The organism is Thermotoga sp. 38H-to, assembly GCF_011057665.1.
Classification (GTDB): Bacteria; Thermotogota; Thermotogae; order Thermotogales; family Thermotogaceae; genus Thermotoga.
Map to the genome: position 1 here is coordinate 71,411 of NZ_LNFZ01000002.1, position 26,455 is coordinate 97,865.

Here is a 26,455-nt window from a genome sequence, read left to right on the forward strand (position 1 = left end):
TTGTTTTCGTGTGGTATGGTCTCACCTCACTCTGAAACGACTATCTCCATTTCCTTCATCAGCCTGTCTTCTTCACTTTCTATCACAACGATGAGTTTGTAAGTTCCGGGAGTTTCGAGTTTTATGATATCGTAACTGGTCGTTTTAAAAATCTCTCTCGAAGAGTATCCATCTATCGTCATCCTGTATTCTTCGGGATAGGCATACGAAAACACAGGTTCTTTGTGTGTCAAAACGATCATGATGTTTCTCAAAATTATATACTTCCGTTTCCTTTCTTCATTCAGAAGTTTCACAGAGAAATCGTATCTTTCACCCGATCCCGTGAACCTTTTCCCTTCGATGACGAGAGTGAGTCCCTCCAAATTTTTCTGATCCTCCTGCGTCACGAAAAGAGGTATCGAGCTTTCTATCAAACCATCTTTTGTCTTCAATTTCAATTCAACGATGTAATCTCCAGATTCTTTTGGGACGGAAAAGCTCACTTCGTGGATCTGCTCGACCATCATTGGATTTACCATGAAGTCTTTTTCTATTGGAATATCTCTTTCAAAGACAGTCTCGTTCCCCTTAAGGATAATAAGGCTGATCGACTCCACGTGAATTTTTCGACTCTTCGAACTTATGTTTTCCAAATAGACGGAAAAATGCGCATCTTCGTAAGGGAAATAAAAATCCTTCAGGCCTTCAACCTCGATTTGCCATTTTTCAATCACCGAAACACTCTTACTGATAACCACCCTCTGGCCATTCAACTTGACAGAAACTGTGATCGTGTAATTTCCTCCAGGCAGATTTGACAGCTCTTCCTCCCTCAGGAGATCAAAGACCAGTACACTTTCAAAAGCTTCCATCTCTTTTTCCACACGCTGTGGAAAATGAAATCCGTACACTGTGTCATTTCCTCTTTTGATGGAAAATACGAAGTCTTCCAGCACAAGATTCTCTTTTTTTCTCTCTCTGTTGAACACTTTCACCCGCACATCGAGAAGATCACTTGGAAGGTAGGACTCCTCTGTTTCTATCACCAGCTGGAAGGGACCGATCACACCTTCCGGTTTGTTAGAAAAAAACGCTTTTGTGAAAAACATCAGGAAAACTACTATCACAAGATTCACAACAAGAATAAAATTCGCCCTGCGGCGAATTCTGTCTTTTCTGTTTCTGAACTCTCTTTCTCTTTCTTCGTCTCTTTTTTGCCACTCTTCAGGGCTCTTAGAAAAATACCTCATAGTGGTGTGGTCACCCTGAAAACTTCTTCGATACTCGTCTGCCCGAGAAGGACTTTCTCGAGGGCATCCTGGAACATAGTGCGCATACCTTTTTTCACAGCGAGCTTTGCAATCTCTGTTTCACTCACTCTGGAAGAGATCAGTTCTCTCAACTCTTCGTCCACAATTAAAACTTCTCCTATAGCCATTCTTCCTCTGTATCTCATTCCCCTACAGGCAGGACATCCCTCTTCTGAAGGATAGTAAATTTGATCCGGAACCTTTCCAAAGAATCGTTCGAAATGGGCTTTCATCTGTTCATCCCGGATTTCCCCGGGCACTTTACACTCATTACAGAGTTTTCTAACCAGCCTTTGACCTATGACTCCGATGAGAGAGGCTCCAAGAAGGTGAGGGTCTATTCCCATTTCTATGAGCCTTGAAACAGCACCGGCGGCGGTGTTGGTGTGAAGTGTACTCAAAACCAGGTGACCTGTAAGAGAGGCTTCCACCGCAAGTTGTGCGGTCTCTCTGTCTCGAATTTCTCCCACCATGATGATGTCGGGGTCCTGTCTGAGGAAAGCTCTCAAGTACCGAGCAAACGTGAGACCTATTTCCGGGAAAACCTGACACTGAGTAACCCCTTCGATGGTGTATTCCACCGGATCCTCAGCTGTTACTATGTTTACACTCTCATTCCTCAAATAATTTATCATGGCAACAAGTGTGGTAGATTTTCCACTTCCTGTTGGTCCGGTGACCAGGATGATACCGTATGGTTTTTCAAGTAATGATAGTATTCGTTTCAAGTTGTATTCACTGTACCCGAGTTCCTCAAGACGTCTGTTCGCATCGGATACCTTCAATATTCTCAGCACGACTTTCTCTCCGAAGGTGGAAGGCATGGTTGATACACGAAAGTCGTACTGCTCTCCACCTTTTATCGTGTAAAACTTTCCGTCCTGCGGGAGCCTTCTTTCCGACACATCAAGGCTGCTCATAATCTTGATGCGTGCCACAACGGAGTTGTGTTGAAGTTTTTGATACTCAAGAACCTTTCTCAAAACGCCATCTACTCTGAATCTCACTCTCACGGTTCTCTTCATCGGTTCTATGTGGATATCACTCGCTCCCATCTCTATGGCACGGTTTATGATGTTGTTGACGAGTCGGACGATGGGAGCTTCTTCTATTTCTCTTTCTTCTCCTGTCTCTTCCTCTTCTTCAACCTGATCCGCTGTTTCTTCTATGGCAACGTAGGGTTCTTCGAAAAGTTCGAGTGGTACACCGAGCACGTAGGTTTGGTATAGAACTGAAAAATCTCTACTCGTTACAAGATAAATCTCCGGATTTTTTCCCGTGAGAAAACGAATTTCCTGTTTGATCCTCGGAATGTTCGTCCCGTTATCCGTCACCACCACGAGAGTTCCGTCTTCCTTCTTTTCTATAGGAATGATGTGCAAAGATTCGATAATGTTCTTTGGAATAGAACCCACCACGTTGAGTGGTATGTTTTTTGGCAATTCTTTCAAGATTGGAACCCCGTACTGCTCACTCAAAGCCTCCAGCAGTTGATCTTCCGTGATGTACCCAGTCTCAATTAAAACTTCCCCGAGTGGCTTCTTTTCCTCTTTTTGAATTTCAAGAGCCCTCTCTAACTCTTCTCTGGTTATGAACCCTTTCTCCACAAGAATTTCTCCCAGCTTTCTGTATCTTCTCAGCATCAGAGAAGCCCCTCCAGGCCGTATCTGTAAATGGCCGGTATGTCGCCCTCTGGGAAGAGGATCTTTTCTTCATCTGGAAATCTCGTAGCTATGAAGATTACACGTATTTCGTCATCGGGTATCTCATCGTCGAAGATGAGGCCGAATTTAACATCCGCATCCTCACTGCTGTTCTGCCTTATGATCATGGCTGCCTCGTGTACTTCCTCCATTCTGATGTTACTGGGCGCAGTTATATTGAACACGATAGAACTCGCGTTTTCCACAGGATGCTCTATCAACTTGCTCTCCATGGCTTTCTTTGCGGCTTCTCTTGCTCTGTGTTCACCCTTTCCGACACCTATACCAAGGATCGCCGCACCGGCATCTTTCATCACCGATTCTATGTCTGCAAAGTCGAGATTTATGTAACCCCTCTTCGTTATCAGTTCCGAGATTCCCTTTACTCCTTGATGAAGAGTCTCGTCGGCCTTCAGAAAAGCATCTTTTATCTTGACATCCCTCGGCAGTTCTTCCATGAGTTTGTTGTTGGATATCTTTATGAGAGTATCCACATGTTTTCGAAGTTTTTTGAGCCCCTCTATCGCTTTTCTGAGCCTTTCCGGGCCTTCGAAATAGAAGGGAGTTGTCACTATGGCCACTGTCAAAATTCCCATTTCCTTGGCAATCCTTGCTATGACGGGAGAAGCTCCTGTTCCTGTTCCCCCACCAAACCCTGCAGTTATAAAGACCATGTGGGTGTCTTGGAGCACTTCTTTGATTTTTTCCTCGCTCTCGAGAGCGGCCTGCTCTCCTATATCGGGGCGTCCTCCCGCACCAAGGCCCCGTGTGATGTTCTCACCGATCTGAATCTTCACATCAGCATTGGAAGCTTCCAGTACCTGAAGATCGGTGTTCACCGCAACAAATTCGACACCGTGTATCCCAATCTCTATCATCCTGTTTATGGCATTGTTTCCGGCACCGCCGACTCCTATGACTTTTATTTTCAAATTGTTCGCCTGGGGGATGTTTCTATTTTCCCTTTTTTTCTCAACATCAAGGTCAAATCCCATACTTTTAACCTCCCGTTCACTCCATCAATTCTTTGAAGAGCCTGAAGATTCTCTTCAACGGATTTTCGTTTTTTACTGGAGTTTCCTCGTAAGGATTCTCTGAGACGGCAAAAACATTTCCAAACGCCGCAGCAAAGGAAGGATCACTGGCAACTTCATCCGCGTTGATAATGGACGGTCTGTCGGAATTTGCGTAACAACCTGTTCTCACCGGAGATTTAAACACCTCTGTGGCCAGTTCGTTTATTCGTGGAATTTTGGCCCCTCCCCCAGTGAGAACCACACCACCAGGTATCCCTATTTCCCCTTCCTCTATTATCTTCGCTTCAACTTCCCTGAAAAATTTCTTGGATTTGCTCATTATCTCTCTGAGACGTGCGTGTATAATGACAGAAAGTTTTTTCGCAGTGGTCGTTTTTATGGTGTTTCCGTCGAGTCCTCTGTACTGGATTTCCTCCTCTTTCAAATCGCTGTAAACAGCATTTCCATGTGTTATAATGAGTCTTTCCGACTCTTCAAAAGAGGTGTCAAGGACAGCGGAAACATCTTTTATAACATGTTTCATCCCCACGGGGACGTAGGATATCTTTATGGGAACACCGTTTTTGTACGCTATCAACCCGGTGAAGTTGTAACCCAGATTCACGACCACTACACCCCGATCTTTCTCGGGCGTGGTGAGAACTCCTTCGGCAGTTGAAACAAGAGAAGACTTCAACTGAAATGGGCTTTTAACGGTATCCTGCAAGAAATTGTAGAACATCTCATAAACTTTCAAAGGTACGACAATGGAGGTGTACTCGATGGTTATTTTTGAAGCCTTCATATCGAGGGGGTTGAAAACGATCCTTTCACCATCCAAGAGATATCTTTTCGAAAATATGTGGAGAGGAGTCTTCCCATTTTCTTTCAACCTTTCAAGGGCTTCCGATTGCATCTCACTTAAGATATCCAGAGTGATGGATCGTTTCTCCTCACCAAAGTCTCTTTCAATCACGGTATCTTCTCGTTCAAAGCTCACACTACTGAAAGATATTACAAAATCACTTCTCAGAGATTTTTGCAGCTGCTCTTCGAGCTCCTTGAGCAAGGTGTTCACAGATTCTTTGAAAGCGATAGCGTCTTTTATTTCACCCTCATCCAGCCCTCTCGATTTCACACTCGAAAAGGCAAGTGTCTCCCATTCCTGATCGCGTTTTCCAAGAACGAGTCCCTTTATGTATCTTGAACCTATATCGATCGAGGTATAATAGACGGTGCGTGACAAGTCAATCACCCCTTATCCACATCAATCTTCCATCTTCTGTCAGAAAATACTTTTCCTTTGCCTTCAATTTCTCAAATTGCTCCATTATTATTTGGAAATTTTCAACAAGATCCTTCCACTCTTCAAAAACAATTATGGCCCCCTTCAACAAAACGATCTCTTTTGACTCAAAAAAAACAGCAGATACCATAGAACTTCTCAGAACAGGAATCAATATATCCAGAATCTCACTGTCTCTCTTTGAAAGTCGAAGCCCTTCAAGCCTGACTTCTAAAAATAGTGGATAGAATTTAAACAACTCCTTCTTCGACAGTGAAACCACCAAACTTCCATCTTCAGCACACAGATAGTAATTCCCTTCATAGAAAACTATTCCTACGGTCTTTTTCGAATCTATTATAATACTTTTTGGAGAAATGTTAAAATTTTCTATCAAATATGAATACACTCTTTCCGGGACCCTCACGCGTTCTCTGCGATTCTGAAAAGTGAAATCCACAAAGAACAGAGTGTAAAGAACAATCATCGTGATGAGGAGAACTCTCAAGGATCTCATGGTCAGATATCCAGTTCTTTCACTTTCAGAGCGTGCCTTTCTATGAACTCCCTTCTGCTGGATGGATCGTTACCCATGAGGATTTCAAAGAGTCTATCCGCTTCTTCGGCATCTTCTATAGTTACCCTTATGATTTTCCTTGTTTCTGGATTCATCGTTGTTTCCCAGAGCTGCTCAGGATTCATCTCACCGAGTCCTTTGTATCGCTGAATTTCGATTTTCTTTCCCTGGAGTTTTTCCTTGTATTCCATCAGCTCAAGATCACTGTAAACGTAGAACTCTTCTTTTCCGGCTTTGATCCTGTAGAGAGGTGGAAGCGCTATGTATACCCTGCCCTGTTCGATGAGGGGTCTCATGTACCTGTAGAAGAGTGTCAGAAGGAGAGTTCTTATGTGTGCACCGTCTATATCGGCATCGGTCATAATGATGATTCTACCGTACCTGAGTTTACTCTCGTCGAAATCGTCTCCTATACTTGTTCCTACTGCTACTATTATGTCACTGATCTGCTCGTTTTTAAGCAATTTGTCGAGGGATGATTTTTCCACGTTCAAAATCTTTCCTCTTATGGGAAGAACCGCTTGAAATTCTCTGTCTCTGGCCTGTTTTGCAGATCCACCAGCAGAGTCACCTTCTACAATGAAGAGTTCCGTTTTCTCTCTATCTGTGGAACTGCAGTCCGCCAGTTTCCCCGGAAGTGCTGTGTTTTGAAGAACGTTTTTCCTCCTCACCATCTCTCGAGCTCTTTTTGCCGCTTCTCTTGCTTGTTTGGTACTCATGATCTTTGAAAGAATAGCTTTCACAAGATCGGAATTTGCGTCGAATATCTTTTTCAGTTCATCTCTCATAACTCTATTTATTGCTTCTTTAACCTCTTCGTTACCAAGTTTTGATTTCGTTTGGCCTTCAAATTCGGGGTTTTTCACGTAAACGCTCACAACCGCAGTGAGACCTTCTCTCACATCTTCACCCTGGAAGGAATCGTCTCCTTTGAGAAAGCCATGTTTTTTTCCGTACTCATTCATGAGTCTTGTGAGTGTGCTTTTAAAGGCTGTAACATGAGTTCCACCATCTACGGTTTTTATAGTGTTCGCAAAAGACATGATCTCTTCGGAATACGAATCAGTGTACTGAAAGGCAATTTCCACTATCACTTCATCTTCTCCGTTTTTCGTTTGCACTTTTTCGGTTCTTTTCATATATATCACATCGTGAAAAACCTTTTTTCCACGGTTCAGATACTTCACATACTCTACTATACCTCCATCAAATTTGAAGGTCTTCTTCTCTCCATTTATTCTGTCTTCGAACTCTATTTTGAGCCCCGGTACCAAAAAAGCTATCTCTCTCAACCTGTGTTCCAGTACGTCAGGATCGAATTCCGTTTCTGAGAATATGAGAGGGTCGGGTTTGAATCGAACGATCGTGCCGTGCTTATCGGTCTCTCCTATTACTTCCACAGGTGTGACCGGTTTACCTCTTTCATATCGCTGCCGGTAAATCTTCCCATCACGATGCACCCGCACCTCCAACCACTCTGAAAGAGCGTTCACCACCGATACACCAACACCATGCAAACCGCCACTTATCTTGTAAGAGTCTTTGGAGAACTTCCCTCCTGCATGAAGAACCGTGAAAACCACTTCCAGAGCACTTCTTCCTTCTTCGGGATGTATATCAACGGGTATTCCTCTCCCGTTATCCTCAACTTCTACACTTCCATCTTCATGAAGAGTCACTCGTATCCAGTCACAGTATCCTGCCAGTGCCTCGTCAACACTGTTGTCCACCACTTCGTACACGAGGTGATGCAATCCACGCTTTCCTGTGGATCCTACGTACATTCCGGGTCGCATTCGGACAGGTTCCAGCCCCTTCAAAACCTTTATACTTTCAGCGGAGTACTTTTCCATCTACTTTTCCCCTCCTGAATCTTATATCTTTGAACAGTTCTTTACCTGATTTTTCATTCAGAATTCTGAGCAAACGATCTTTCTGCATGGAAAGTTCGGTCATCCACAATGAATCATCGCAAACAACGTAAACTGTTCCGTTTTCCACTTTTTCCACCTTCGTGTGCTTTGCTATCACAGGTCCAACTATCTTGTCCCATTCAGAAAGGAGCATCTTTATCTTCAATTCAAAAAAAAGAGGTTGTCTAATGGAAAGTTCTTCGAACAGTTGTCTGAGAAGGATCATATTCCCACCCAGTTTTCTTCAAGGTTTAAGATAAAAGGCTCAAAGTTTTCCATCAAAGTCGCTGTCACAGGTCCTGGTTCTTCTTCGAAAAACAAGTGTTCGTTCAACCTTCTAACAGGAACCACTCCCACACTCGTGTGTGTGAGAAACATTTCATCCGCTTCGAACAGTTCCCAAACCCAAACCACTCTTTCTTCAATGGGTATCTCAAGATTTTTTGCAAGCTTTATAACATTTTCCCGCGTGATGCCATCCAGAATACCGCTGTCGAGCGAAGGTGTAACCAATTTGCCTTCTTTCACCAGAAACACGTTGCTGAAGCTTCCTTCACAAACCTGCCCGTTCAAACCAAGCAGAATTACATCGTAGCAGTCCACTATTTCCATTCTGGCGAGCACTATGTCGGTACGTCCAGTTATTTTGAGAGCCGGTGGGGTGGAGAGATCAGGTATTCTTCGAATACTCGAGATTTTCACGTCAACCCCTGACTCTACATCTGGCACATTGAGTGGTGAAAACACAAAGAGGGTCTCCCCGGAATCAGGAAAAAGATAGACTTTGATTCTCACTTCCTGTTTGAATTCCTGAGCACCTGTCTTCAGCACTTCTGAAAACTCATCAAAACCCAAAGAAAAGGGGATTTTGAAGAAATCGACAGATCTCTTCAATCTGGAATAATGTTTGTAAGCTGCAAACGGGATTCCATTGTAAGTTCTCAAGGTTTCGTACACTGCTCCCTGGAGTGATTTTTCAAACAGGGAGAAATCCAGCGAAATTTCATCCGCGCGCTGAAACTTTCCCCTCCACCATATCAACACGACAGGAAATCACTCCCTCTTCCGAAAGGGATTTCACTCTTACGCTATGAAATTCACCCACACTGTCCCCCACGAACTCGTGCTTCACGTAATACTCGTCATAACCAGAGAGAACACCCTTCATGACGTACCATTCGGCGAGAACTTTTCTTTCTTTCCCAATGATTCTCTTCCTGTATCTGATAGAAACATCTTTCGCTTTCTTCTTCAAAACTTCCAGACGTTCTTTCTTCTTCGATTCGGGAACGCTTCCAACGATTCTACTCGCTGGAGTTCCGGGGCGCGGTGAAAATCTGAAGATATGTATCCTGCTGAACTCCACTTTTTCAACCAGATCCAGAGTCCTCTGAAAATCGTCATCCGTCTCTCCAGGAAAACCGACGATTATATCCGTTGTTATCGAAAAATCTGGATCGATGCTTTTCAATTTTTCAACAACACGCATGAAATCAGAGATTCTGTATTTTCTTCCCATCTTTTTCAACACATCATCGGATCCATTCTGAACTGAAATATGAAGATGCGGACACAGTCTGGGATTTCTCTTGAAGGCCTCCACAATTTCGTCGTTTATGTCTTCCACATTTATAGAGCTGAGACGCACTCGATAATCCCCAGGAATCTTCTCGATACTTTTCAGAAGTTCGGCAAGTGAAGAACCCATGTCTTTACCGTACTTTCCAAGGTTGACCCCGGTTATCACGATCTCTTTGTAACCCTTTGCCACCATCTCGACAAATTCATCTTTGAATATTTCGAGCGGTTTGCTTCTGATTCTTGTGCCACGGGCCAATCTGATGGCACAGTAGGTACAGGTGTTATCACACCCGTCTTCAACCTTTATGTAAGAACGAGTTCTGTCTTCGAAACTTCCCTTCACTTTTTCATAAACGGGCCTGCCGGGTTCAGACACAACAACCTGTTGTTTTCCATTCAGGGAGTTAATATGATCCACTATGTGTTTTTTCTCATCGACTCCAAGAACCATGTTCACTGGAAGATTCTTTGCCTCGTCCGGAGAAAGCTGAGCAAAACAACCAGTAAGGATGATTTTTGCGTCCTTGTTCTTGTTTCTGATGCTCTTTATCAATCTCTTCACTTTCTTCTCGACTTCCTTGGTGACGGCACACGAGTTCACTATGTAGTAAGAGGCATCCCCATCGGGTAAAACCACATACCCGGCTTTTTCTAATTGCTCAGCCATGTATTCACTTTCGTACTGATTTACTTTACAACCAAAGGTCTCTATCCTCACAGTTTTCATATCTCCAGCTTTCCCTCCGAAACCACCCTCAGAATATCTATTCTTCTCACTATACCAACGAGTTGCATGTCTTCATCGACAACAGGGAGAGATTTAAACCCGTGTCTTATGAGATAATCCGCCGCTACGATCAGAGGATCGTCTTCTTTGACAACAACAGGAGGCTTGTTCATGAAATCAGATATAGGTCTGTCCTTTATTTTGACCACGTTCCTGATCAGTTGGTTGGTATCTGGAATGAAAGAAGCGGATCTCAAAAGCGAGAAATAACTGGGCACAAGGGCCTTTATGAGATCGCTCTCACTGACAAAACCAACCACTCTCATATCGTGGTCGACAACGGGAATTCCTGAGAGGTTCTGCCTGGAAAGAAGTTTTATCACTGTTTCAACCGTTTCATCCTCGAAAACAGCGGAAATATCATAGATGACGGCTTCCTTTACCCTCATTTACTTCACCCTCTCTACGGTGAAGTGATCGTACTCTTTCTTTATAACCTCGAGGTCGGGCATGTACTTCTCTTTTCTTCGAGTGGCAGCCAGTGCGGAGGCAAAACCAAACTTTGCCATTTCGAGGAAGTTGGCTCCGTGTTTGATAAAGTAATAGACCATACCAGCTACATATGCGTCTCCTGCACCCAGGAGATGTGATGTGTCTATTTCTTCTTTGGATTTTATAAGCCAGATCCCTTCTCTTGTCGCGACAATATCGTTCTTCACTTCATAAGACACCACGGAAACTTGTGATTTTTCGGCGAGTTTTTCGGCGAGTTTCACATAATCATCAAAGGTTTTCAATTCAACACCAAGAAAAGAAGCATGATTACCTCTCAAATCTGGTTTCACAACGTTGGGATACTCCGGTCCTTCATAGATTCTCTCAAGCAATCTGGGAGTCTGTTCGACGAAGACGAAGATTCCCTTTTCACGTGCGAGCCTCACCAGTTCATTGCATATTCCCTCGTTCACTCCCGGCGGAATACTTCCTGATATGACAACGCAATCGACTTTTGAAAGCGTCATCTTGTATCTTCTCAGAAAGTGTTTCACATCCATCTCTGTAACATTCGGACCGGGAAAATTTATAGCAGTTATCGTTTTATTCTTTTCGTCGATTATCTCTATGTTTTCCCTCGTTTCTCCTTCTACATAAACAAAATTCGTTGTGATCAGCTTTGAAATTTTTCTCAATTCCTCCACAAGAATCTTTCCCATGTATCCTCCCACGAATCCGGTGGCGACTGACGGTACCCCCAGTTTGGAAAGGGCTATAGAAACGTTTATCCCCTTTCCACCTGGAGACATTTGAGTTTTAGAAAGATCTCTTATTCTGTACAACCGGTTCACCCGAAAATCTTCTATAAAAATTTCCCTGTCTAAAGCAGGATTAAGGGTCACCGTCAGGACCATACAATCACCTCGAAATCAAAAGTGGGGAATCACATTTTTAAAACAAAATCCTTGGGACTCCCAACATAATTGATTTTACCATTATTCAGTATCACCAACAAATCGGCGATGTAGAGAAACCTCTGGAGGATACGAGTGGATATGATAAATGTTCGTTCCTCCTTTATTTTGAGGAACATGTCCATTATCTTCTCCAGATTTTCATCGTCAAGGTGATCCAGCAGACAATCCATCAAAATGATACGGGGTTTTTTCTGTTCGAGAATGAAAAGAAGGAGGGAAATCTTTTCGGCAGGTGAAAACATGGAAAGGGGTGTTTTTCGACCACGGACAAGCATTCTCAGTATTCCAAGATCATCGAGTTTCTCGGAAAAATCCTCCAGAGAAATTTTCCTTTTCAGGGTAAGCTTAAGAAACTCATCAAATGTGTAGTGATTCATCGTATCGATGAAACTGGTATCAAGGTACAGAGCGCTTTTCCTGAGATAGATGTCGTCAAGATCCCGCACGTTTTGATCGAACAAATAGACAGAACCGCCTCTGGAAATCTTGTTGAATATTTCAACGTTCAATTTGACAATAGATCTGAGGAGAAAAGATTTTCCGGATCCTCTTGGGCCGTAAAGGACGTTCATTCCTTCAACAAAGGAAACAGTTATATTCTCAAGTACGCTTTTACCATCCACAGATATGGAAAAATTTTCAAACCTTATCGGAAACTTTTCGCTTTTCATCGTTATCTCTTTCTTTCTTCTCGTCGAGCCCCAAACGTCTTTTTATCTCCCTGAGAGCACTTTCATCCCCATCAGTCATCATTTTGAGCAAATCTATTTGCGATAGAACACGAGGATTTTTGGATATTTTTTTCTCCAAGGGGCATCACCTCGTTTTTGATTCTAACCCCAAACCTTTAATTGGACTTGTATGGATCATTACAATTAGAACCAGGAAAATGTAATAAAACGTCTCCAGGGTTAAAATCTATCCTGGAGGTGATCGAATGCGAAATCCACCTTTCATCGTGGAATACGAACTGACACTGCGATGCAACTTCATATGTAGACACTGCTACTGCGAGGCTGGAAAACCCCATCCCGAAGAGTTGAGTTTTGAAGAAATAAAAGAACTGATACTCGACATGAAGGAACTGGGCACCTGGGCTCTCGATATTGTAGGTGGCGAACCTCTCCTCCATCCTCAAATACTGGATATTCTTGCCTTTGGAAAAGAGGTCGGACAGCGTCTTATGATCAACACCAACGGTTCGCTTGCCACCAGGGAAATGGTATGGAAAATAAAAAAAGCCAATCCCGATGTGCTCATTGGAGTTTCCCTCGAAGGACCAGATCCTGAGACAAACGATTTCGTGAGAGGAGTCGGAAACTTCGAAAGAGTAGTTCAAGGTATCAAAAACTTCGTAAGTGAAGGGCTTCAAATCACCATTTTAAATGTGATAAACAGGAGAAATTGGAGGAAATTCGAAAACATGGTAAAACTCGCACTGGAACTGGGAGTTAATGCTCTGTACGTAGATAGGTTCATACCAGTCGGAAGGGGCATGATCCATGCAAGAGAACTGGATATGAATCCAGAGGAATGGAAAGTAGCTATAAAACACGTTCTTGGAGTGATAGAAAACTACAAAGACTGCTTGACATTTTACGTGGAAGAATCCATATCGGGAAGGCCGTGTTCCGCAGGAATCACGCACGCGTCGGTTCTGGTCGATGGCACAGTTGTTCCCTGTGGTCACTTCAGATATAGAAAGGAATTCTACATGGGGAACGTGAAAGAAAAGAAATTCTCGGAAATCTGGAACGAGTACACTCCTATTCCTTCCCCAACTTCCTGTCAGCAGTGTCCTATCCTGAACGAATGTGGTGGTGGTTGCAAAGCTTACTATCTGCTGAGAGGACACGAAAAAGACGAAGCCCTCTGTTCTCTGAACAAAGATCGATACAACATAAAGTAACTTAAATGAAATCTGATTGTCACTCTGTGTGCATAGAATATTTTTACCGACCGGTAAGTAAAAAAATATGGAGGTGATTCAATGGCAGTAGGTGGAATCAAAGGAATGATCTATCACCAGGCGGGAAAACTCGTCGGTTCATTTGTCAGAAACGCCGAAGTGGAAACTCTCGAAAAGATTTTCGGTACTCTGAGTATGTTCACGAAAGAACCCGCGAAAAGCGGTCTCAGAAAGCTGGCTGATCTTGCCAAAGAAAGACATCCCATGGTGATGTCATGGGTGAACGTTTTCAAAAAAGCGAGCCCAAAATGTGTTGAAGGGGTTATAAACAACCTGATCATCAACGAATTCGCCCTTGGAGAACCCATCAGGCAGGAAAAGATGCACGAGTACAAAACGGTACTCCCAAAACTCCTCGTTCTGAGCCCCACATACGCCTGTAATCTGAACTGTGTTGGATGTTACGCGGGACTTTACGGTAGAAAATACGAACTCTCTCACGACGAAGTCAGAGACATCTTGAAACAGGCCAACGATCTGGGAATTTACTTCTTCATCATCACCGGTGGTGAACCCTTCTTCTGGCCTCACCTGATGGACATATTCGAAGAATTCAAGGACAGTTACTTCTTGGTCTACAGCAACGGAACTCTGATAAAAGAAGAAACCGCTAAGAAACTCTCAGAACTCGGAAATGTGACGGTTTCGATATCTGTGGAGGGTTTCGAAACTGACACAGACTGGAGAAGAGGAAGGGGAATATTCAAAAGAATCCTCGAAGCTTGGGAAAGACTCAGAAGACACGGTGTGATCTTTGGAGCTTCAGTGACAGCAACACGAATGAACCACGATACCATCATGAAGGATGATTTCTGGGATTTCCTCCAAGAACAGGGAGTCTCTTACGTGTGGATTTACCAGTTCATGCCCGTGGGAATGAATCCAACGATGGATCTTGTTCCCACACCGCAACAGAGATACGAAAGATTCCACAAACTTGAACAGCTCAGGCTCAGCGGAAGATTCGCCTTCGTTGCCGATTTCTGGAACCACGGATTCCTCACTAACGGCTGTCTCGCAGCGGGTGCCAAGTACCTCCACATAAACGCAAAGGGTTACGTGGAACCTTGCGTCTTCCAGCAGTTCGCGGTGGACAGCATCCGCGAGAAAAAACTCATCGACATTCTGAGATCACCGTTCTTCGAAGCTTACAAGAGGATGATCCCCTACAGTGACAATCTCTTCAGACCGTGTCCAATAATCGACAATCCGAAAGTCTTCAGAGCCATGGTGAGGGCGTTCAACGCAAAACCACAGCACGAGGGATCCGAAAGGGTCATCACAGATCTTGCACCCGAGTTGGACAAACTCGCGGCCGAATGGAAGAAATACGCCGACAAACTCTGGTACGAAGAAGGGTACTCTGAGATCTATCCAGCCAACAGGGGAGTTTACAGTTACGAAGTGAGAATGAGAAAGTACGCGGACAAAGAAAAGCTTCTCGCGGTGGACAAACGCTACAGGGACTGATGTGGAGGGATCGAATTGAGCTTCGAAACAAGAAAAAAAATCCTCGAAGCGGCGAGGAAAGCATTCTCAAAATACGGTTACGATGGAGTCAGCATGGAAGAAATCGCACGTGAAGCTGGTGTGAAAAAGGCTCTCATCTACTACTATTTTCCAAGCAAGGACAAACTTTTCGAAGAGATCTGGAGAGAAGCACTCGAGGAACTGGAGAGTCATCTTTTTTCCGTCACTGAAGAGACGAACTCCTACTTTGCGAAAATAAAAAAGTTTCTGAAGTCCTACGTCGACTTTGTTCTGAATAAGACCATTTTGAACGAAATCATCGAAAAAGAAAAATCGACCGTCAGATTCGAAAGAGAAAAGTGGTCGAAACTCAGAGAGCGTTATGAGAACTTCATAAAGCGAGTCGAAGAACTAATAGAAGAAGGGAAGAAGCAAAACTACGTTTACAAAGATCTCGATTCCCGGGCTGCCGCGGAGCTGATAGTCAACTCGTTCGGAGACGTTCCAAAGGATAAAAGACTGCTTCAGAACATCCAGGAAATGATACTCAGAGGATTGCTCAATGTGAAAACAGAAGAGGGGCGTTAGCCCCTCTTCATCTTAATCTCAGAATCTTCTTCTTATTCCAAACTCCTCTTCCGCTTTCTGTACCATCTCTTCGAAAATTCTGTTCACTTCTTCGTCGGTCAGAGTTCTTTCCGGGTGCCTGAACACCACATAGAATGTAACACTCACCATATCCTCCGGGATTCCTCTTCCTTCATAGACATCAAACACTCCCACTTCCTCCACCAGATCTCCTCCACTCTCTCTGAAAAGCTCGATGATCTTCACAGACTCGAATCCCTTCGGAAGCAGGAAGGAGATATCTCTTCTCACAGCAGGAAATTTTGGTGTGGGCCTGTAAGCAGGTCTCTTCGATGCACATTCTCTCAGAAGTTCCATGTCTATCTCGAAGAAGTAGGTGTCTTCTTTCACATCGTACTCATCGAGGAGCTTTGGATCAACCATTCCAATGAAACCGATCTCCCTGTTTTCCACGTAGATGCGAGCGGATCTGGTCGGGAACAATCCAGGTATCTCCGCGACTCTGTATTCGACGTTCACTCCGAGTCTGAAGAAGAGTTCATCGAGAATTCCTTTGGTCGTGTAGAAGGACACGTTTCTTTTATCGGTGTAGTCTCCCGGATTTTCCAAACCACAGCTCATCGCAGAGAGCGTCTCTATCTCCATGAAGTTTCCGTTCTCCTTGAAGTAAACCTTTCCAATTTCGAAGAGTTTCAGATCCCTGTTCTGCCTCTTGAAATTCTCAGCGAGCACCTGTATCAGGCTGTAAAATTGTGACGTTCTCATCACGTCCATATCTGAAACGATAGGATTGGAGAGAGTTATGGGTTCTCTACCCACCAGAGGCCATCTTTTAACCTTCTGGGAATCCACAAAAGAGAAAGTCACCACTTCATCGAAACCCATTCCTTTCATGAATTGAGAAATTTCCCTTCTGAAGAGCTGTTTCTCATCCCAGCCACGGTTTATTGCAGGAACGCTTATCACCTTCGATTCGACTTTCTCGTACCCGTAAATCCTTCCTATCTCTTCTATGAGGTCTATCTCCCTTTCAACGTCCGGTCTGAAGGTGGGAACAAGAACTTCGTAACTGTCTCCTCTGTCCTCCACCTGGAATTCAAGGCGTTTGAGAATATTGCCCGGCTCTTCAACTTTCGTTCCCAGTATCTTTTCGATTCTGGCTTTTCTGAGCATCACCTTTTTGGATTCTATCTTTCGAGGATAAACATCCCAGAATTTCCCAAGAACATGACCGCCGGCCAGCTTTTGAATCAATTCTGCAAGCCTCAAAGACACAAGTTCCACATCGTTCGGATCCACACCTCGTTCGAACCTGTAAGAAGACTCAGAACTGATTCCAAGCGCTTTGGATGCCTTTCTTATCCTCACAGGATCGAAGTAAGCCACTTCCAGCACCAGGTCTCTGGTGTCATCGTACACACCAGATTCCATTCCCCCCATGATTCCGCCAAGTGCGAGGACGTTCTCACCGTCCGTTATCAGGACTTCTCCGCCCTTCAGCTCGTACTCCCTTTCGTCGAGCAGCAGGACTCTTTCTCCACCCTTTGCAGCCTTCACGATAATTCTTTTGTTTTTTAGCCTGTTCAGGTCGAACGCGTGAACGGGATGCCCCAGTTCGAGCATCACGTAGTTCGTGGCATCGACCACGTTGTTCAAAGAACGAACCCCTGCCGCTACAAGCCTTGCTTTCATCCAGAGTGGCGAATCTTTCACGGTGACGCCTTTCATTATTCGAGCGGAGTATCTCGGGCAACCCTCCACGTCTTCTATCTCCACATCGAACTGAACATCTTCATCCACAAAAGAAACATCGGGTTGAGGCTTTTTCAAAGGCCTTCCGCTGAGGGCAGAGAGTTCTCTTGCAACACCAATGATCGAAAGACAATCGGGTCTGTTCGGAGTTATCTCTATGTCCAAGACCCTTTCGTTGAGTCCGTATTTCTCTATCACGTTCACACCGAGTTCCACGGGTTCAGGGAAACGATAAACCCGGTCGGATTTTTCCTCAAGACCCAGTTCTTCAAGTGAGCAAAGCATGCCCTCCGAGACGACTCCTTTGAATTCACGAGGCTCTATTTTGAGGCCGTTGTTCAGAGTGGCTCCTTCGAGAGCCAGTATGACGTAATCCCCCTCGTTCACAGTCTTATCGGCTGTGATGACCGTGTAGATCCTTTTTCCGGTGTCCACCTTGCACACGATGATCTTTTCTGAGGCGGGATGATCAAGCCGTTCTATCACCTTCGCTGTGATTATCTCTCCGGAGACACTGAACGGTCTCAGAATATCTTCCACACTCGTTCCAGAAAAAGTGAGTCTTTCCGCTATCTGCTCAATGTCCCAATCGAGATCTATGAATTCTCTGAGCCAGGATTCGGGAACTCTCACCTCATCACACCCCCATCAATAGCTGCTGAGAAATCTCACGTCGTTTCTGACGAACTCTCTTATGTCCGTTATGCCGTACTTCAACATGGCGATCCTTTCCACTCCCATTCCGAACGCGTAACCCGTCCATTCTTCCGGATCGTATCCTACGTTCAAAAAGACGTTTGGATCCACCATCCCCGCTCCCAAAATCTCCAACCATCCGTAACCAGAAAGATAGACATCCACTTCGAAACTCGGCTCTGTGAATGGGAAAAAGCTCGGTCTCAAACGAACTCTCGCGTTCTTGCCGAACATTCTTCGCGCGAACTCTTCGAGTGTGAATTTCAAATGAGCCACGCTGAGATCTCTATCCACATGCAATCCTTCCACCTGATGGAACATGGGAAGGTGCGTCGCATCGTAGTCTCTTCTGTAAACTTTTCCGGGCGATATGATAGCGATGGGGGGGTTTCTCTCGAGCATCGTTCTGATCTGGACAGGAGAAGTGTGGGTTCTGAGAAGGAGATCATCCGTTATGTAGAAAGAATCGTGTTCGTCCCTGGCTGGATGCCATTCCGGTGTGTTCAGCGCGTCGAAGTTGTGCCAGGTTGTTTCGATTTCCGGCCCCTCTACCACATCGAATCCCATCGATACAAAGATCCTCTCTATCTCTTCCATAACCTTCAAGACAGGGTGAGAATGTCCCAGTTTCCTCCTTGCTCCCGGTATCGTGACGTCTATTCTCATTTTTTCCATCTTTTCCTGTTCGAGAAGCTTTTGAATTTGCTGTTTCTTTTCCTCGAAGAGTTTTTCTATCTTCTCACGGAGTTCGTTCACTCTTTTACCGTAGGCGGGTCTTTCTTCAGGAGGGAGATTCTTGAGATTTTTCATCAATTCTGTGATCTTGCCCTTCTTTCCGAGAAATTCTATCCTGAAACTTTCCAGCTCCTGAACATTCGATATCTTTGATAATTTCTCGAGGGCTTCCTTCTCGACGACTTCTATCTCCATCTCTCATACCCCCTGTTATACAAAAAAATGGCGGAGGCGGTGGGACTCGAACCCACAAGGGCCTCACGGCCCACCGGTTTTCGAGACCGGCTCCTTAGCCAGTTCGGACACGCCTCCGCGTCCTTCCATCTTCATATTTTATTTCATTTCGCCGCTAATTTCAATATTTCACGAACGTCTTCTCTTTCGAGCACCATTATTCTTCCCAAACTCGCTCCCTTGGGTTTCAGATTCTTTTCCACAAGGAGCATGACGTTGTCCACGATCTTGTCTATATCTTCCTCTGGAATTCCCGCATCCCTGAGGGATACAGGAGCTCCCACCTTCTTCAGCCAGTTTTTGAAAGCCTCGATCCCTTTCAGAATCAGTTCCTCACCTTCACCTTCAAGTCCAAAGATCTTCCTTGCAAACCTTTCGAACTGCGCAGGATTCTCTCTGTACACGTACTTCATCCATGCCGGAAACACAATGGCGAGACCCGCTCCGTGTGCGATGTCGTAGAGAGCGCTGAGAGAGTGCTCGATCCTGTGGCAAGCCCACTCTCCGCCCCTTCTTCCAACCGCCATCGTTCCATTGAGAGCGATCGTTGCAGACCACGCGAGATTTGCCCTTGCTTCGTAGTCGTCTGGTTTCTCTATCAACCTTTCTGTCATTTTCATGATCGTTCTGATAGTACCTTCCGCTATTTCGTTGGAGATCTCAGGACTGCTCCCATCGAAATAGTACTCGAGAATGTGTGAGATCGCATCCACAGCACCATAAACTGTTTGTTCTTTTGGAAGAGTGAATTGAACAGATGGATCGATTATGGATACTTTTGGATAGAGAGCCTTTGAACTCACTCCATATTTTTCTTTCGTTTTCTCGTTCGTTATCACGGCGTTACCGTTCATCTCCGTTCCTGTTGCCGAAATTGTGAGTACATCGAAAACAGGAAGAGCTCTCTCGATCTGGTATTCACCAATGAAAGCATCCCATATGTCACCCTCGTAGAGAGCACCGGCTGCTACCGCTTTTGCAGAATCCACAACGCTTCCCCCACCGACTCCAAGAACGGCCTCCACCTTTTCTCTCTTTGCCACCTCAACAGCTTCATAGACCTTGGAGAGAACTGGATTCGGCTTGACACCAGATACTTCTATCCATTCTATTCCGTGCTTTTTCAGTGAATCGACAACCTGATCATAGACACCGTTTCTCTTTATCGATCCACCACCGTAGAGGAAAAGAATCTTTCTGATTCCTGCGCTTTTTATTTCTTCTCCTATTTTTGGAATCGTTCCTCTTCCAAAGACGATCTTCGTGGGATTGTGGAAGACGAAGTTCTCCATCGATTACCACCTCCTCATTTCGATTGTATCACGATAACTCAATCCCTATCTGGAAGGATCAGGTTCAGGAAGATGCCTACGAGGGCAGCAAGTCCTATTCCCTTCAATTCAACTCTACCTACCTTCAAAACCGCACCACCGATACCCACAGTGAGCATCAGGGCAGTGATCATGAGGTTTCTCGGTTTGGAAAAATCCACTTCCGCGTTCACCATGGTTCTCACACCAATAGAGGTGATCATACCGAAGAGAATGAGGCTCACTCCACCCATCACCGCCTGAGGAATCGTCTGGAGGATCGCGCCGAACTTCGACACAAAGGCAGCGAATATGGCCACAAGAGCGGCTCCTCTGAGAACGGAAGGATCGTACACTCTCGTGAGGGCCAGCACTCCCGTGTTTTCACTGTAAGTGGTGTTCGCAGGACCTCCAAGAAGACCGGCCACAGCCGTTGCAAGTCCATCACCGAGGAGTGTTCTATGAAGACCAGGTTTGTCGAAGAAATTCTTTCCGACAACCGCTCCGTTGGTAGTGATGTCTCCAAGATGTTCCATGAAGGTGGCAAGGGTCACCGGAACGACCATGAATATCGCTCCGTAATCGAACTTTGGGAGCATCACTTTCGGTACGCTGAAGAGAGGGGTGTTCAATATCGCACTGGTGTCGATCTTTCCCATGAAAAGCCCCGCGATGTATCCAACAACGACTCCTGTGATCACCGGAACCATGCTGAAGAATCCCCTCGTCATGGTTGAGACGAAAACGACAGTGGCTATGACGATGAGGGCGAGTGGCCAGTCACTCGATGCCATCTGGATGGCAACGGGGCTGAGTGTGAGTCCTATCACCATGATCATACTTCCGGTGACAACAGGAGGGAGAATCTTTTTCACCTTTTCTGGGCCAACTGCCTTCACTATAAGAGCGTACAGAGCATAGAACAGACCTGCCACGAAGATTCCGCCCGTCGCGTAGGCGAGATCTCCATAGATCTCTTTCACTGCCAATATTGGAGCGATGAAGGCAAAGCTCGACCCAAGAAAGACGGGCACAATTCCACCGGTCACAAAATGGAAGATGAGCGTGCCGACTCCCGCGGTGAGGAGCGCCACAAGAGGATCGAGCCCCGTGATGAGAGGAACCAACACAGTGGCACCGAACATGGCCACGAAGTGCTGAAGTGCCAGCAGGAACCATCTCCATCCACTGACCTTGGTAACCGCTCCTTCGAACTCCATGAGAACACCTCCTGACATTTAAAAATAAAGGCTCTTTGAAAAGAGCCTTCAGTTTCTGTTTTTCAATTTTTCTCTCAAAACGAAGAAGACGAACTTTGAAACCTGAACGGGAACTTTTCTTTTACTCAAAGGAGACTGGAAAAACCTGTAAAGCCACTCCAGGTTCATCCTCTGAACCCACTCCGGTGCGCGTTTCTTTTTGCCCGATACGACGTCTATGGATCCTCCAACTCCCATGGCGAGCTTCACGTTCAGCTGTGGAAAGTTCCTGTATATCCACTCTTCCTGACGGGGAACACCCATTCCGACGAAGAGAAGATCGGTCGAGTTTCTGTTTATGTCTTCAACGATCTTCGGTGATTCTTTTTCGAAGAAGAAGCCATCGTGACAGCCCACAACCTTCACTCCCGATTTCTCCAGCACTTCTTTTGCCTTTTCAACGATTTCCTTTTTCGTTCCAAGAAGATACACCTTCCAACCTTTTTCCTTTGATCTTTCACAGAGGTGCTTCATGATCTCTATTCCAGGCAGTCTCTCGGTCATCTCTCCCGTGAGGGTTTTCATGGCCCAGACAACACCAAAACCATCAGGTACAACGAGGTCTGCAGAGTTCACGATAGCCCTATATCCTGCATCTTCTATGGCCTGCAATAGAATCGAAGCGTTCATGGTAACAACAAAGGTTTTGATGTTCTTCTCTATTCTCTCTTCGATTGTGTTCAGAAATTCCCGTCTTGTCCCAGATAAAACCTTCGTTCCGAAAAGTTCGATCTCTTTCACCCCGTTTTCCTCCAAAAAAAAGCGGAGGGAAGACCTCCGCTTTCTGCTGGTGCCGAGGGCGGGACTTGAACCCGCACGGGGAAACCCCCACATGATCCTGAGTCATGCGCGTCTGCCAGTTCCGCCACCTCGGCACTCCTCTCCGTTCAGATAGTTTAGCACCTTCTTCCGCGAGCGTCAAGAGTTTTCCCTCTTTTCCAGTATCATAGGCTGGACGATCAGCGTGAAAACAGCCCCAACCCCTATCCCAAGCATCATGAGTAGAGATATGTTTTTAAAGAGTGCGAGTTCAGAGAAGAGAAGAACGGCGAATCCCGAGATCAATCCCAGCGCGTTTGTGAGAACAGATGGTCCCACGTTCTTGACCACAAGGTACGGATCTCTCAGCCTCTTCTCTTCCGAAGCAATGTGAATGGAATAATCTATCACAAGACCCATGAGAATACCGGAGGTGATCGATGTTGACACATCCAGACTGATCCCAAAGAGGGCCATGAACAGGAAGTTGAACACCGTCGTGAAAGCGATTGGAACCATCACACTGAGTGTGGTGAGCGGTCTTCGGAATATGATGAAGACCATGGCAAAGATCAGAACTGAAGCAATGACGATGCTCTGTATCTGTGATTTCATGATGCTTTCGTTGATATCGTCCCAGATCAGAACGGATCCCGCCACATAGTGTGACCAGCCCGTTTCGCTCATCACTTTGTTGATCAGATCTACCACTTTTTTCACATGTTCGTATCCTTCCGGTGTGAGATTGACGATCAACCTTATCCTGTTTCTATCTCCGATGAAGGTCTTGAGAAACGGGTTCGTTCTGGAGAGCGCGTACATTATCGGAACGGGAATATCCACAGGAAACACCACACTGGAGACGTACTCGCTCTTTTCTATCTTTTCGATTAGCTCTTTCAAGGTCTTGGAATCCGTCCCAACGAATGGAACAGTTTTCTCCAGCACCAGATAGATCGGCTCTCTCGTGTTGAACTTTTCCACGATGAGGTCGTAAGCTTTTCTGAGTTCGGAATCCCTGTCGAAATAAGACACCATATCCGAACCCACCTGTACTCTTTTGAGCAGAAACGGTGAAAGAACCGCTATCACCAGGAAGACAACGAGGACGATCAGAGCGATCTTTCTTCCCACGTACTTCATACCAAAGTTCCTCGGAGTTCTCTTTGGAGTGTAGTTTCTGAAGATCTCCACACCGGATGTGAATATCACAAGAACCACAACAGCGAGTCCGGAAGAAACCAGAATTCCGAGTTCTCTGAACGCCCTTATATCGATGAAGACGAAAGACATGAATCCCGCTGCGGTGGTGAGCATCGAAAAAAGTATGGGTTTGAAGATGTGTTTTACCGCCTCTTTTTTTTCACTGAACCTGAACAGCGCGTTGTAGAAGTGAAGCCCGTACGCAGAGCCGATGATGAGGAGAAAGGTGATGGTCATCACGGTCATGGTGTTGAGGCTCTTTCCCATAGCGAAAAACACAGCGAACACAAAAAACGTGGACAGCACAGGAACCATCAAAGAAAAGAGTGCTGCTCTGAAGGATCTCAGCTGGTAGTAGAAGAGAAGAAAGATCACAAGAAACATGAAAATAGGATAAACGAAAGTCTGCCTCACCAGCTCTTTGAAAAGAGCGCTGTCTATCACTGGTTCACCAAACAGGTAATTTTTCTCGAAGTAGCCGGACACGAGACTTTTTATCTCGGGTATTTTGTCCCTTGCGTTGACACCTTCTTTGAATATCACGTTCAAAAGCGCGTACTTCCCATCTTCTGTGATGAAACTCTTCGCGTTCGGGTCATTCAAAACGTCGTTTGAAATTTTCCCATCTTTGAAGTAATAGTCCATTCTGAAACCAGAAAACCTTGGAAGGTTCACGGGACTCATAACACTCGAGATGTCTTCTCTTTTTTCCAGAGCCTCGTGGAGTTCGTACAGAGCCCTTGCGTCTTCGAAGAAGTTCTTATCACCTTCGACAACGATCACAATCGAGGAACTTCCGCCGAACTCCCTGTTCACACGAAAGAGGTTCTTCACGTTTTCGTTCGTGGTCTTTTCAGGATCTCCATTGTAACCTGGAAGGAACACCTCAGGACCGGTCTCTATCTTTCCAAGAGAAAAAACAACAAGGAACGAAAGGAAAACCAGCACCACGTATATTGTGGTGAAGAAGTACCTTCTCATGCTACCTTCCCTCCCTCGACAAGGCTTCCACCATTCGATTGAATCCTTCGCTCACCACTTTGAGATCTTCCTCGGAAAATTTCTCAAGAACACTTTTCAAAAGACTTTCGAAGTTCGAAAGAATCTCTTCGAAGATTTTCTTTCCCTTTTCGGTCAAGACCACCCGGTACGTTCTTCTATCAACAGGGTCCATCTCTCTGACGACCAAGCCTCTTTTCTCCAGAGAATCCACCACGTTCGTTACGTTGCTCTTCGTTGTGGAAAGAAACTCCGCTATCTCCTTCATCTTTTTTGGACCGAAGAGAGCCACGTAGAGGAACGCGTAGAGCTCCGTTGTTTTCATGTCAGAGACCTCCTCGTTCGATGGAAGATAACTGGAAAACCTCATCACGAGCGAAAAGAGTGTTCTGAATATCTCCAGAGCATCCATATCTTCACCCCCCATTTTTTGACAGTTCAATTATAGAACAGTTCAATTATTTTACCAAATGGTTCACCATCCGAACTATTTGTTGTAGAATAAGAACCGGTGATGAGAATGAGATATTCACTCTTTAAGAATTACCTTCCAAAGGAAGAAGTACCGGAGATCAGAAAGGAACTCATAAAATTGGCACTTCCTGCCATGGGAGAAAACGTGCTTCAGATGCTCTTTGGAATGGCAGACACCGCCTTTTTGGGACATTACTCCTGGAAAGCGATGAGCGGTGTGGGGCTCTCCAACCAGATATTCTGGGTGGTTCAGGTCGTCCTGATAGCCGCCAGTATGGGAGCCACCGTAACGATAGCGAACGCCATCGGAGCGGGCAACAGGAAAGCTGTGAGATCCCTTGCCTGGAACAGTGTCTTTCTTGCCATATTCACGGGTGTTATTCTCACCGTTCTCACACCGCTCTCCGATGTGTTGATAAACATCTTTCCGAATCTGGAAGGAGAAATAGAAGCATCCGCGAAGGAGTATCTGAAAATCATCCTTTCCGGCTCCATGGGATTTTCCATCATGGCCGTGTTCTCCGCGATGCTCAGAGGTGCCGGTGACACAAGAACGCCGATGATCGTCACCGGCCTCACAAACTTTTTGAACATCTTCCTCGATTACGCCATGATCTTTGGAAAGTTCGGATTCCCGGAGATGGGAGTCGGAGGAGCAGCTCTCGCAACGATCCTCTCAAGATTCGTGGGAGCAGCGATTCTCACGTACGTGATATTCAAAAGAGAGGAGTTTCAGCTCAGAAAAGGATTCGTTCCTCCCAGATGGTCCAGCCAGAGGGAAATTCTCCGTGTTGGATTTCCAACTGCCATAGAGAACTTCGTCTTTTCCACAGGTGTTCTGATGTTCGCGAACATCCTGCTCATCGCAGGAGCGGAAGCGTACGCCGGACACAGAATAGGTATAAACGTCGAGTCTCTCTCCTTCATGCCCGCGTTTGGAATCTCGGTTGCCATCACCACACTGGTTGGAAGATACAACGGGATGGGAAACAGGGAACACGTCCTTGGAGTCATCCGGCAGGGCTGGATCCTGAGTCTTCTGTTTCAGGTGACGGTTGGTATCATTATCTTTCTTTTTCCAGAGCCACTGATTCGCATCTTCACCAGCGATCCACAGATAATAGAGATCGCAAAGCTCCCTGTCAAGATAATCGGGCTATTCCAGTTTTTCCTCGCAATAGACTCAACCATGAACGGTGCCCTCAGGGGGACGGGAAACACCCTTCCACCGATGATCATCACCTTCATATCCATCTGGACCGCGAGGCTCCCCGTCGCCTTCGTGATGGTGAAGTACTTCCAGCTCGGACTTTTCGGTGCCTGGATCGGTATGATCGCAGACATCATCTTTCGAAGCACACTGAAGCTCCTCTTCTTCCTCTCCGGCAAGTGGGAAAAGAGAGCCGCCCTCACACGGGAGAGAGTGAAGGAACTGGGATAA

The 26,455-nt window shown here is 45.5% G+C and carries 24 protein-coding genes and 2 tRNA genes; 4 read left to right on the top strand and 22 right to left on the bottom strand.

The annotated features are described in order from the left end of the window. Window positions 1–26 precede the first annotated feature (26 nt). From AS158_RS04390 to AS158_RS04450, 13 genes are read right to left on the bottom strand one after another with little or no spacing between them, the layout of a single operon-like run. Window positions 27–1,232, bottom strand: a complete 1,206-nt coding sequence (locus tag AS158_RS04390) for a COG1361 S-layer family protein (RefSeq protein ID WP_038054024.1) — start codon at window positions 1,230–1,232, stop codon at window positions 27–29. Next, the gene (locus AS158_RS04395) at window positions 1,229–2,935 is read right to left on the bottom strand and encodes a GspE/PulE family protein (RefSeq protein ID WP_038054025.1); all 1,707 of its coding nucleotides are present in this window, start codon (window positions 2,933–2,935) and stop codon (window positions 1,229–1,231) included. Before AS158_RS04395 ends, AS158_RS04390 begins: the two co-directional genes overlap by 4 nt. Then, window positions 2,935–3,990, bottom strand: coding sequence for a cell division protein FtsZ (gene ftsZ, locus AS158_RS04400; protein ID WP_038054032.1), 1,056 nt, complete (start codon window positions 3,988–3,990; stop codon window positions 2,935–2,937). Before ftsZ ends, AS158_RS04395 begins: the two co-directional genes overlap by 1 nt. A gap of 16 nt (window positions 3,991–4,006) precedes the next feature. Then, on the bottom strand, window positions 4,007–5,257 hold the full coding sequence (locus AS158_RS04405) for a cell division protein FtsA (protein WP_038054034.1): 1,251 nt from the start codon (window positions 5,255–5,257) through the stop codon (window positions 4,007–4,009). 1 nt (window position 5,258) lies between these two features. Further along, on the bottom strand, window positions 5,259–5,813 hold the full coding sequence (locus tag AS158_RS04410; protein ID WP_038054035.1) for a DUF4894 domain-containing protein: 555 nt from the start codon (window positions 5,811–5,813) through the stop codon (window positions 5,259–5,261). A 2-nt stretch (window positions 5,814–5,815) separates the two neighbouring features. Next, window positions 5,816–7,726 carry a DNA topoisomerase (ATP-hydrolyzing) subunit B gene (gyrB, locus tag AS158_RS04415; RefSeq protein ID WP_038054037.1) on the bottom strand — a complete coding sequence of 637 codons (1,911 nt, stop codon included), beginning with the start codon at window positions 7,724–7,726 and terminating at the stop codon, window positions 5,816–5,818. Next, window positions 7,707–8,012 (bottom strand): DciA family protein, encoded by a 306-nt coding sequence (locus tag AS158_RS04420; protein ID WP_038054040.1) that lies wholly within the window; start codon window positions 8,010–8,012, stop codon window positions 7,707–7,709. Before AS158_RS04420 ends, gyrB begins: the two co-directional genes overlap by 20 nt. Beyond that, window positions 8,009–8,830, bottom strand: a complete 822-nt coding sequence (locus AS158_RS04425; RefSeq protein WP_038054042.1) for an aminotransferase class IV — start codon at window positions 8,828–8,830, stop codon at window positions 8,009–8,011. Before AS158_RS04425 ends, AS158_RS04420 begins: the two co-directional genes overlap by 4 nt. Next, window positions 8,790–10,094: a tRNA (N(6)-L-threonylcarbamoyladenosine(37)-C(2))-methylthiotransferase MtaB gene (gene mtaB, locus AS158_RS04430; RefSeq protein ID WP_165304567.1), complete on the bottom strand. Its 1,305-nt coding sequence runs from the start codon at window positions 10,092–10,094 to the stop codon at window positions 8,790–8,792. Before mtaB ends, AS158_RS04425 begins: the two co-directional genes overlap by 41 nt. Then, window positions 10,091–10,543, bottom strand: coding sequence for a CBS domain-containing protein (locus AS158_RS04435; protein ID WP_165304568.1), 453 nt, complete (start codon window positions 10,541–10,543; stop codon window positions 10,091–10,093). Before AS158_RS04435 ends, mtaB begins: the two co-directional genes overlap by 4 nt. Beyond that, window positions 10,544–11,503, bottom strand: a complete 960-nt coding sequence (locus tag AS158_RS04440) for a 1-phosphofructokinase family hexose kinase (RefSeq protein ID WP_165304569.1) — start codon at window positions 11,501–11,503, stop codon at window positions 10,544–10,546. Between the two features lie 29 nt (window positions 11,504–11,532). Continuing rightward, window positions 11,533–12,237, bottom strand: a complete 705-nt coding sequence (locus AS158_RS04445) for an ABC transporter ATP-binding protein (protein WP_165304570.1) — start codon at window positions 12,235–12,237, stop codon at window positions 11,533–11,535. Beyond that, window positions 12,206–12,376, bottom strand: coding sequence for a hypothetical protein (locus tag AS158_RS04450; RefSeq protein WP_156105098.1), 171 nt, complete (start codon window positions 12,374–12,376; stop codon window positions 12,206–12,208). The genes AS158_RS04445 and AS158_RS04450 overlap by 32 nt, the downstream gene beginning before the upstream one ends. A 127-nt stretch (window positions 12,377–12,503) precedes the next feature. On the opposite strand from AS158_RS04450, the gene AS158_RS04455 reads away from it, so the two are divergent. From AS158_RS04455 to AS158_RS04465, 3 genes are all read left to right on the top strand, one after another. Then, complete coding sequence (locus AS158_RS04455) at window positions 12,504–13,475, top strand: radical SAM protein (protein WP_165304571.1); 972 nt, start codon at window positions 12,504–12,506, stop codon at window positions 13,473–13,475. An 81-nt stretch (window positions 13,476–13,556) separates the two neighbouring features. Continuing rightward, a complete protein-coding gene (locus AS158_RS04460; protein WP_165304572.1) occupies window positions 13,557–15,005 on the top strand; it encodes a radical SAM protein in 1,449 nt (482 codons plus the stop codon). Between the two features lie 15 nt (window positions 15,006–15,020). Further along, window positions 15,021–15,593, top strand: a complete 573-nt coding sequence (locus AS158_RS04465) for a TetR/AcrR family transcriptional regulator (protein WP_011942807.1) — start codon at window positions 15,021–15,023, stop codon at window positions 15,591–15,593. A gap of 18 nt (window positions 15,594–15,611) precedes the next feature. Here the strand turns inward: AS158_RS04465 and pheT are convergent, their stop codons facing one another. From pheT to AS158_RS04510, 9 genes are all read right to left on the bottom strand, one after another. Beyond that, window positions 15,612–17,978, bottom strand: a complete 2,367-nt coding sequence (gene pheT, locus AS158_RS04470; RefSeq protein WP_165304573.1) for a phenylalanine--tRNA ligase subunit beta — start codon at window positions 17,976–17,978, stop codon at window positions 15,612–15,614. Between the two features lie 15 nt (window positions 17,979–17,993). Further along, window positions 17,994–18,971, bottom strand: coding sequence for a phenylalanine--tRNA ligase subunit alpha (gene pheS, locus AS158_RS04475; RefSeq protein WP_165304574.1), 978 nt, complete (start codon window positions 18,969–18,971; stop codon window positions 17,994–17,996). A 28-nt stretch (window positions 18,972–18,999) separates the two neighbouring features. Continuing rightward, window positions 19,000–19,088, bottom strand: a tRNA-Ser gene (locus AS158_RS04480). A gap of 26 nt (window positions 19,089–19,114) precedes the next feature. Then, on the bottom strand, window positions 19,115–20,302 hold the full coding sequence (locus tag AS158_RS04485) for an iron-containing alcohol dehydrogenase (protein WP_038054075.1): 1,188 nt from the start codon (window positions 20,300–20,302) through the stop codon (window positions 19,115–19,117). Window positions 20,303–20,340: 38 nt separating this feature from the next. Further along, on the bottom strand, window positions 20,341–21,540 hold the full coding sequence (locus AS158_RS04490) for a solute carrier family 23 protein (RefSeq protein ID WP_038054078.1): 1,200 nt from the start codon (window positions 21,538–21,540) through the stop codon (window positions 20,341–20,343). A gap of 48 nt (window positions 21,541–21,588) precedes the next feature. Then, window positions 21,589–22,320, bottom strand: coding sequence for a WecB/TagA/CpsF family glycosyltransferase (locus AS158_RS04495; protein WP_038054225.1), 732 nt, complete (start codon window positions 22,318–22,320; stop codon window positions 21,589–21,591). A 47-nt stretch (window positions 22,321–22,367) separates the two neighbouring features. Next, a tRNA-Leu gene (locus AS158_RS04500) sits at window positions 22,368–22,454 on the bottom strand. Window positions 22,455–22,497: 43 nt separating this feature from the next. Further along, window positions 22,498–24,522: an RND family transporter gene (locus AS158_RS04505; protein ID WP_165304575.1), complete on the bottom strand. Its 2,025-nt coding sequence runs from the start codon at window positions 24,520–24,522 to the stop codon at window positions 22,498–22,500. A 1-nt stretch (window position 24,523) separates the two neighbouring features. Further along, window positions 24,524–24,952 (bottom strand): MarR family transcriptional regulator, encoded by a 429-nt coding sequence (locus AS158_RS04510; RefSeq protein ID WP_038054080.1) that lies wholly within the window; start codon window positions 24,950–24,952, stop codon window positions 24,524–24,526. 108 nt (window positions 24,953–25,060) lie between these two features. Between AS158_RS04510 and AS158_RS04515 the strand changes: the two genes are divergently transcribed. Continuing rightward, window positions 25,061–26,455, top strand: a complete 1,395-nt coding sequence (locus AS158_RS04515; RefSeq protein ID WP_038054083.1) for an MATE family efflux transporter — start codon at window positions 25,061–25,063, stop codon at window positions 26,453–26,455.

Excerpts from the sequence above, each read along its gene's own strand:
- AS158_RS04390 (WP_038054024.1), bottom strand. The coding sequence starts at position 1,232 with ATGAGGTATTTTTCTAAGAGCCCTGAAGAGTGGCAAAAAAGAGACGAA.
- AS158_RS04395 (WP_038054025.1), bottom strand. The coding sequence starts at position 2,935 with ATGCTGAGAAGATACAGAAAGCTGGGAGAAATTCTTGTGGAGAAAGGG.
- ftsZ (WP_038054032.1), bottom strand. The coding sequence starts at position 3,990 with ATGGGATTTGACCTTGATGTTGAGAAAAAAAGGGAAAATAGAAACATC.
- AS158_RS04410 (WP_038054035.1), bottom strand. The coding sequence starts at position 5,813 with ATGAGATCCTTGAGAGTTCTCCTCATCACGATGATTGTTCTTTACACT.
- gyrB (WP_038054037.1), bottom strand. The coding sequence starts at position 7,726 with ATGGAAAAGTACTCCGCTGAAAGTATAAAGGTTTTGAAGGGGCTGGAA.
- AS158_RS04420 (WP_038054040.1), bottom strand. The coding sequence starts at position 8,012 with ATGATCCTTCTCAGACAACTGTTCGAAGAACTTTCCATTAGACAACCT.
- mtaB (WP_165304567.1), bottom strand. The coding sequence starts at position 10,094 with ATGAAAACTGTGAGGATAGAGACCTTTGGTTGTAAAGTAAATCAGTAC.
- AS158_RS04435 (WP_165304568.1), bottom strand. The coding sequence starts at position 10,543 with ATGAGGGTAAAGGAAGCCGTCATCTATGATATTTCCGCTGTTTTCGAG.
- AS158_RS04440 (WP_165304569.1), bottom strand. The coding sequence starts at position 11,503 with ATGGTCCTGACGGTGACCCTTAATCCTGCTTTAGACAGGGAAATTTTT.
- AS158_RS04445 (WP_165304570.1), bottom strand. The coding sequence starts at position 12,237 with ATGAAAAGCGAAAAGTTTCCGATAAGGTTTGAAAATTTTTCCATATCT.
- AS158_RS04455 (WP_165304571.1), top strand. The coding sequence starts at position 12,504 with ATGCGAAATCCACCTTTCATCGTGGAATACGAACTGACACTGCGATGC.
- AS158_RS04460 (WP_165304572.1), top strand. The coding sequence starts at position 13,557 with ATGGCAGTAGGTGGAATCAAAGGAATGATCTATCACCAGGCGGGAAAA.
- pheS (WP_165304574.1), bottom strand. The coding sequence starts at position 18,971 with ATGGAGATAGAAGTCGTCGAGAAGGAAGCCCTCGAGAAATTATCAAAG.
- AS158_RS04485 (WP_038054075.1), bottom strand. The coding sequence starts at position 20,302 with ATGGAGAACTTCGTCTTCCACAATCCCACGAAGATCGTCTTTGGAAGA.
- AS158_RS04490 (WP_038054078.1), bottom strand. The coding sequence starts at position 21,540 with ATGGAGTTCGAAGGAGCGGTTACCAAGGTCAGTGGATGGAGATGGTTC.
- AS158_RS04505 (WP_165304575.1), bottom strand. The coding sequence starts at position 24,522 with ATGAGAAGGTACTTCTTCACCACAATATACGTGGTGCTGGTTTTCCTT.
- AS158_RS04510 (WP_038054080.1), bottom strand. The coding sequence starts at position 24,952 with ATGGATGCTCTGGAGATATTCAGAACACTCTTTTCGCTCGTGATGAGG.
- AS158_RS04515 (WP_038054083.1), top strand. The coding sequence starts at position 25,061 with ATGAGATATTCACTCTTTAAGAATTACCTTCCAAAGGAAGAAGTACCG.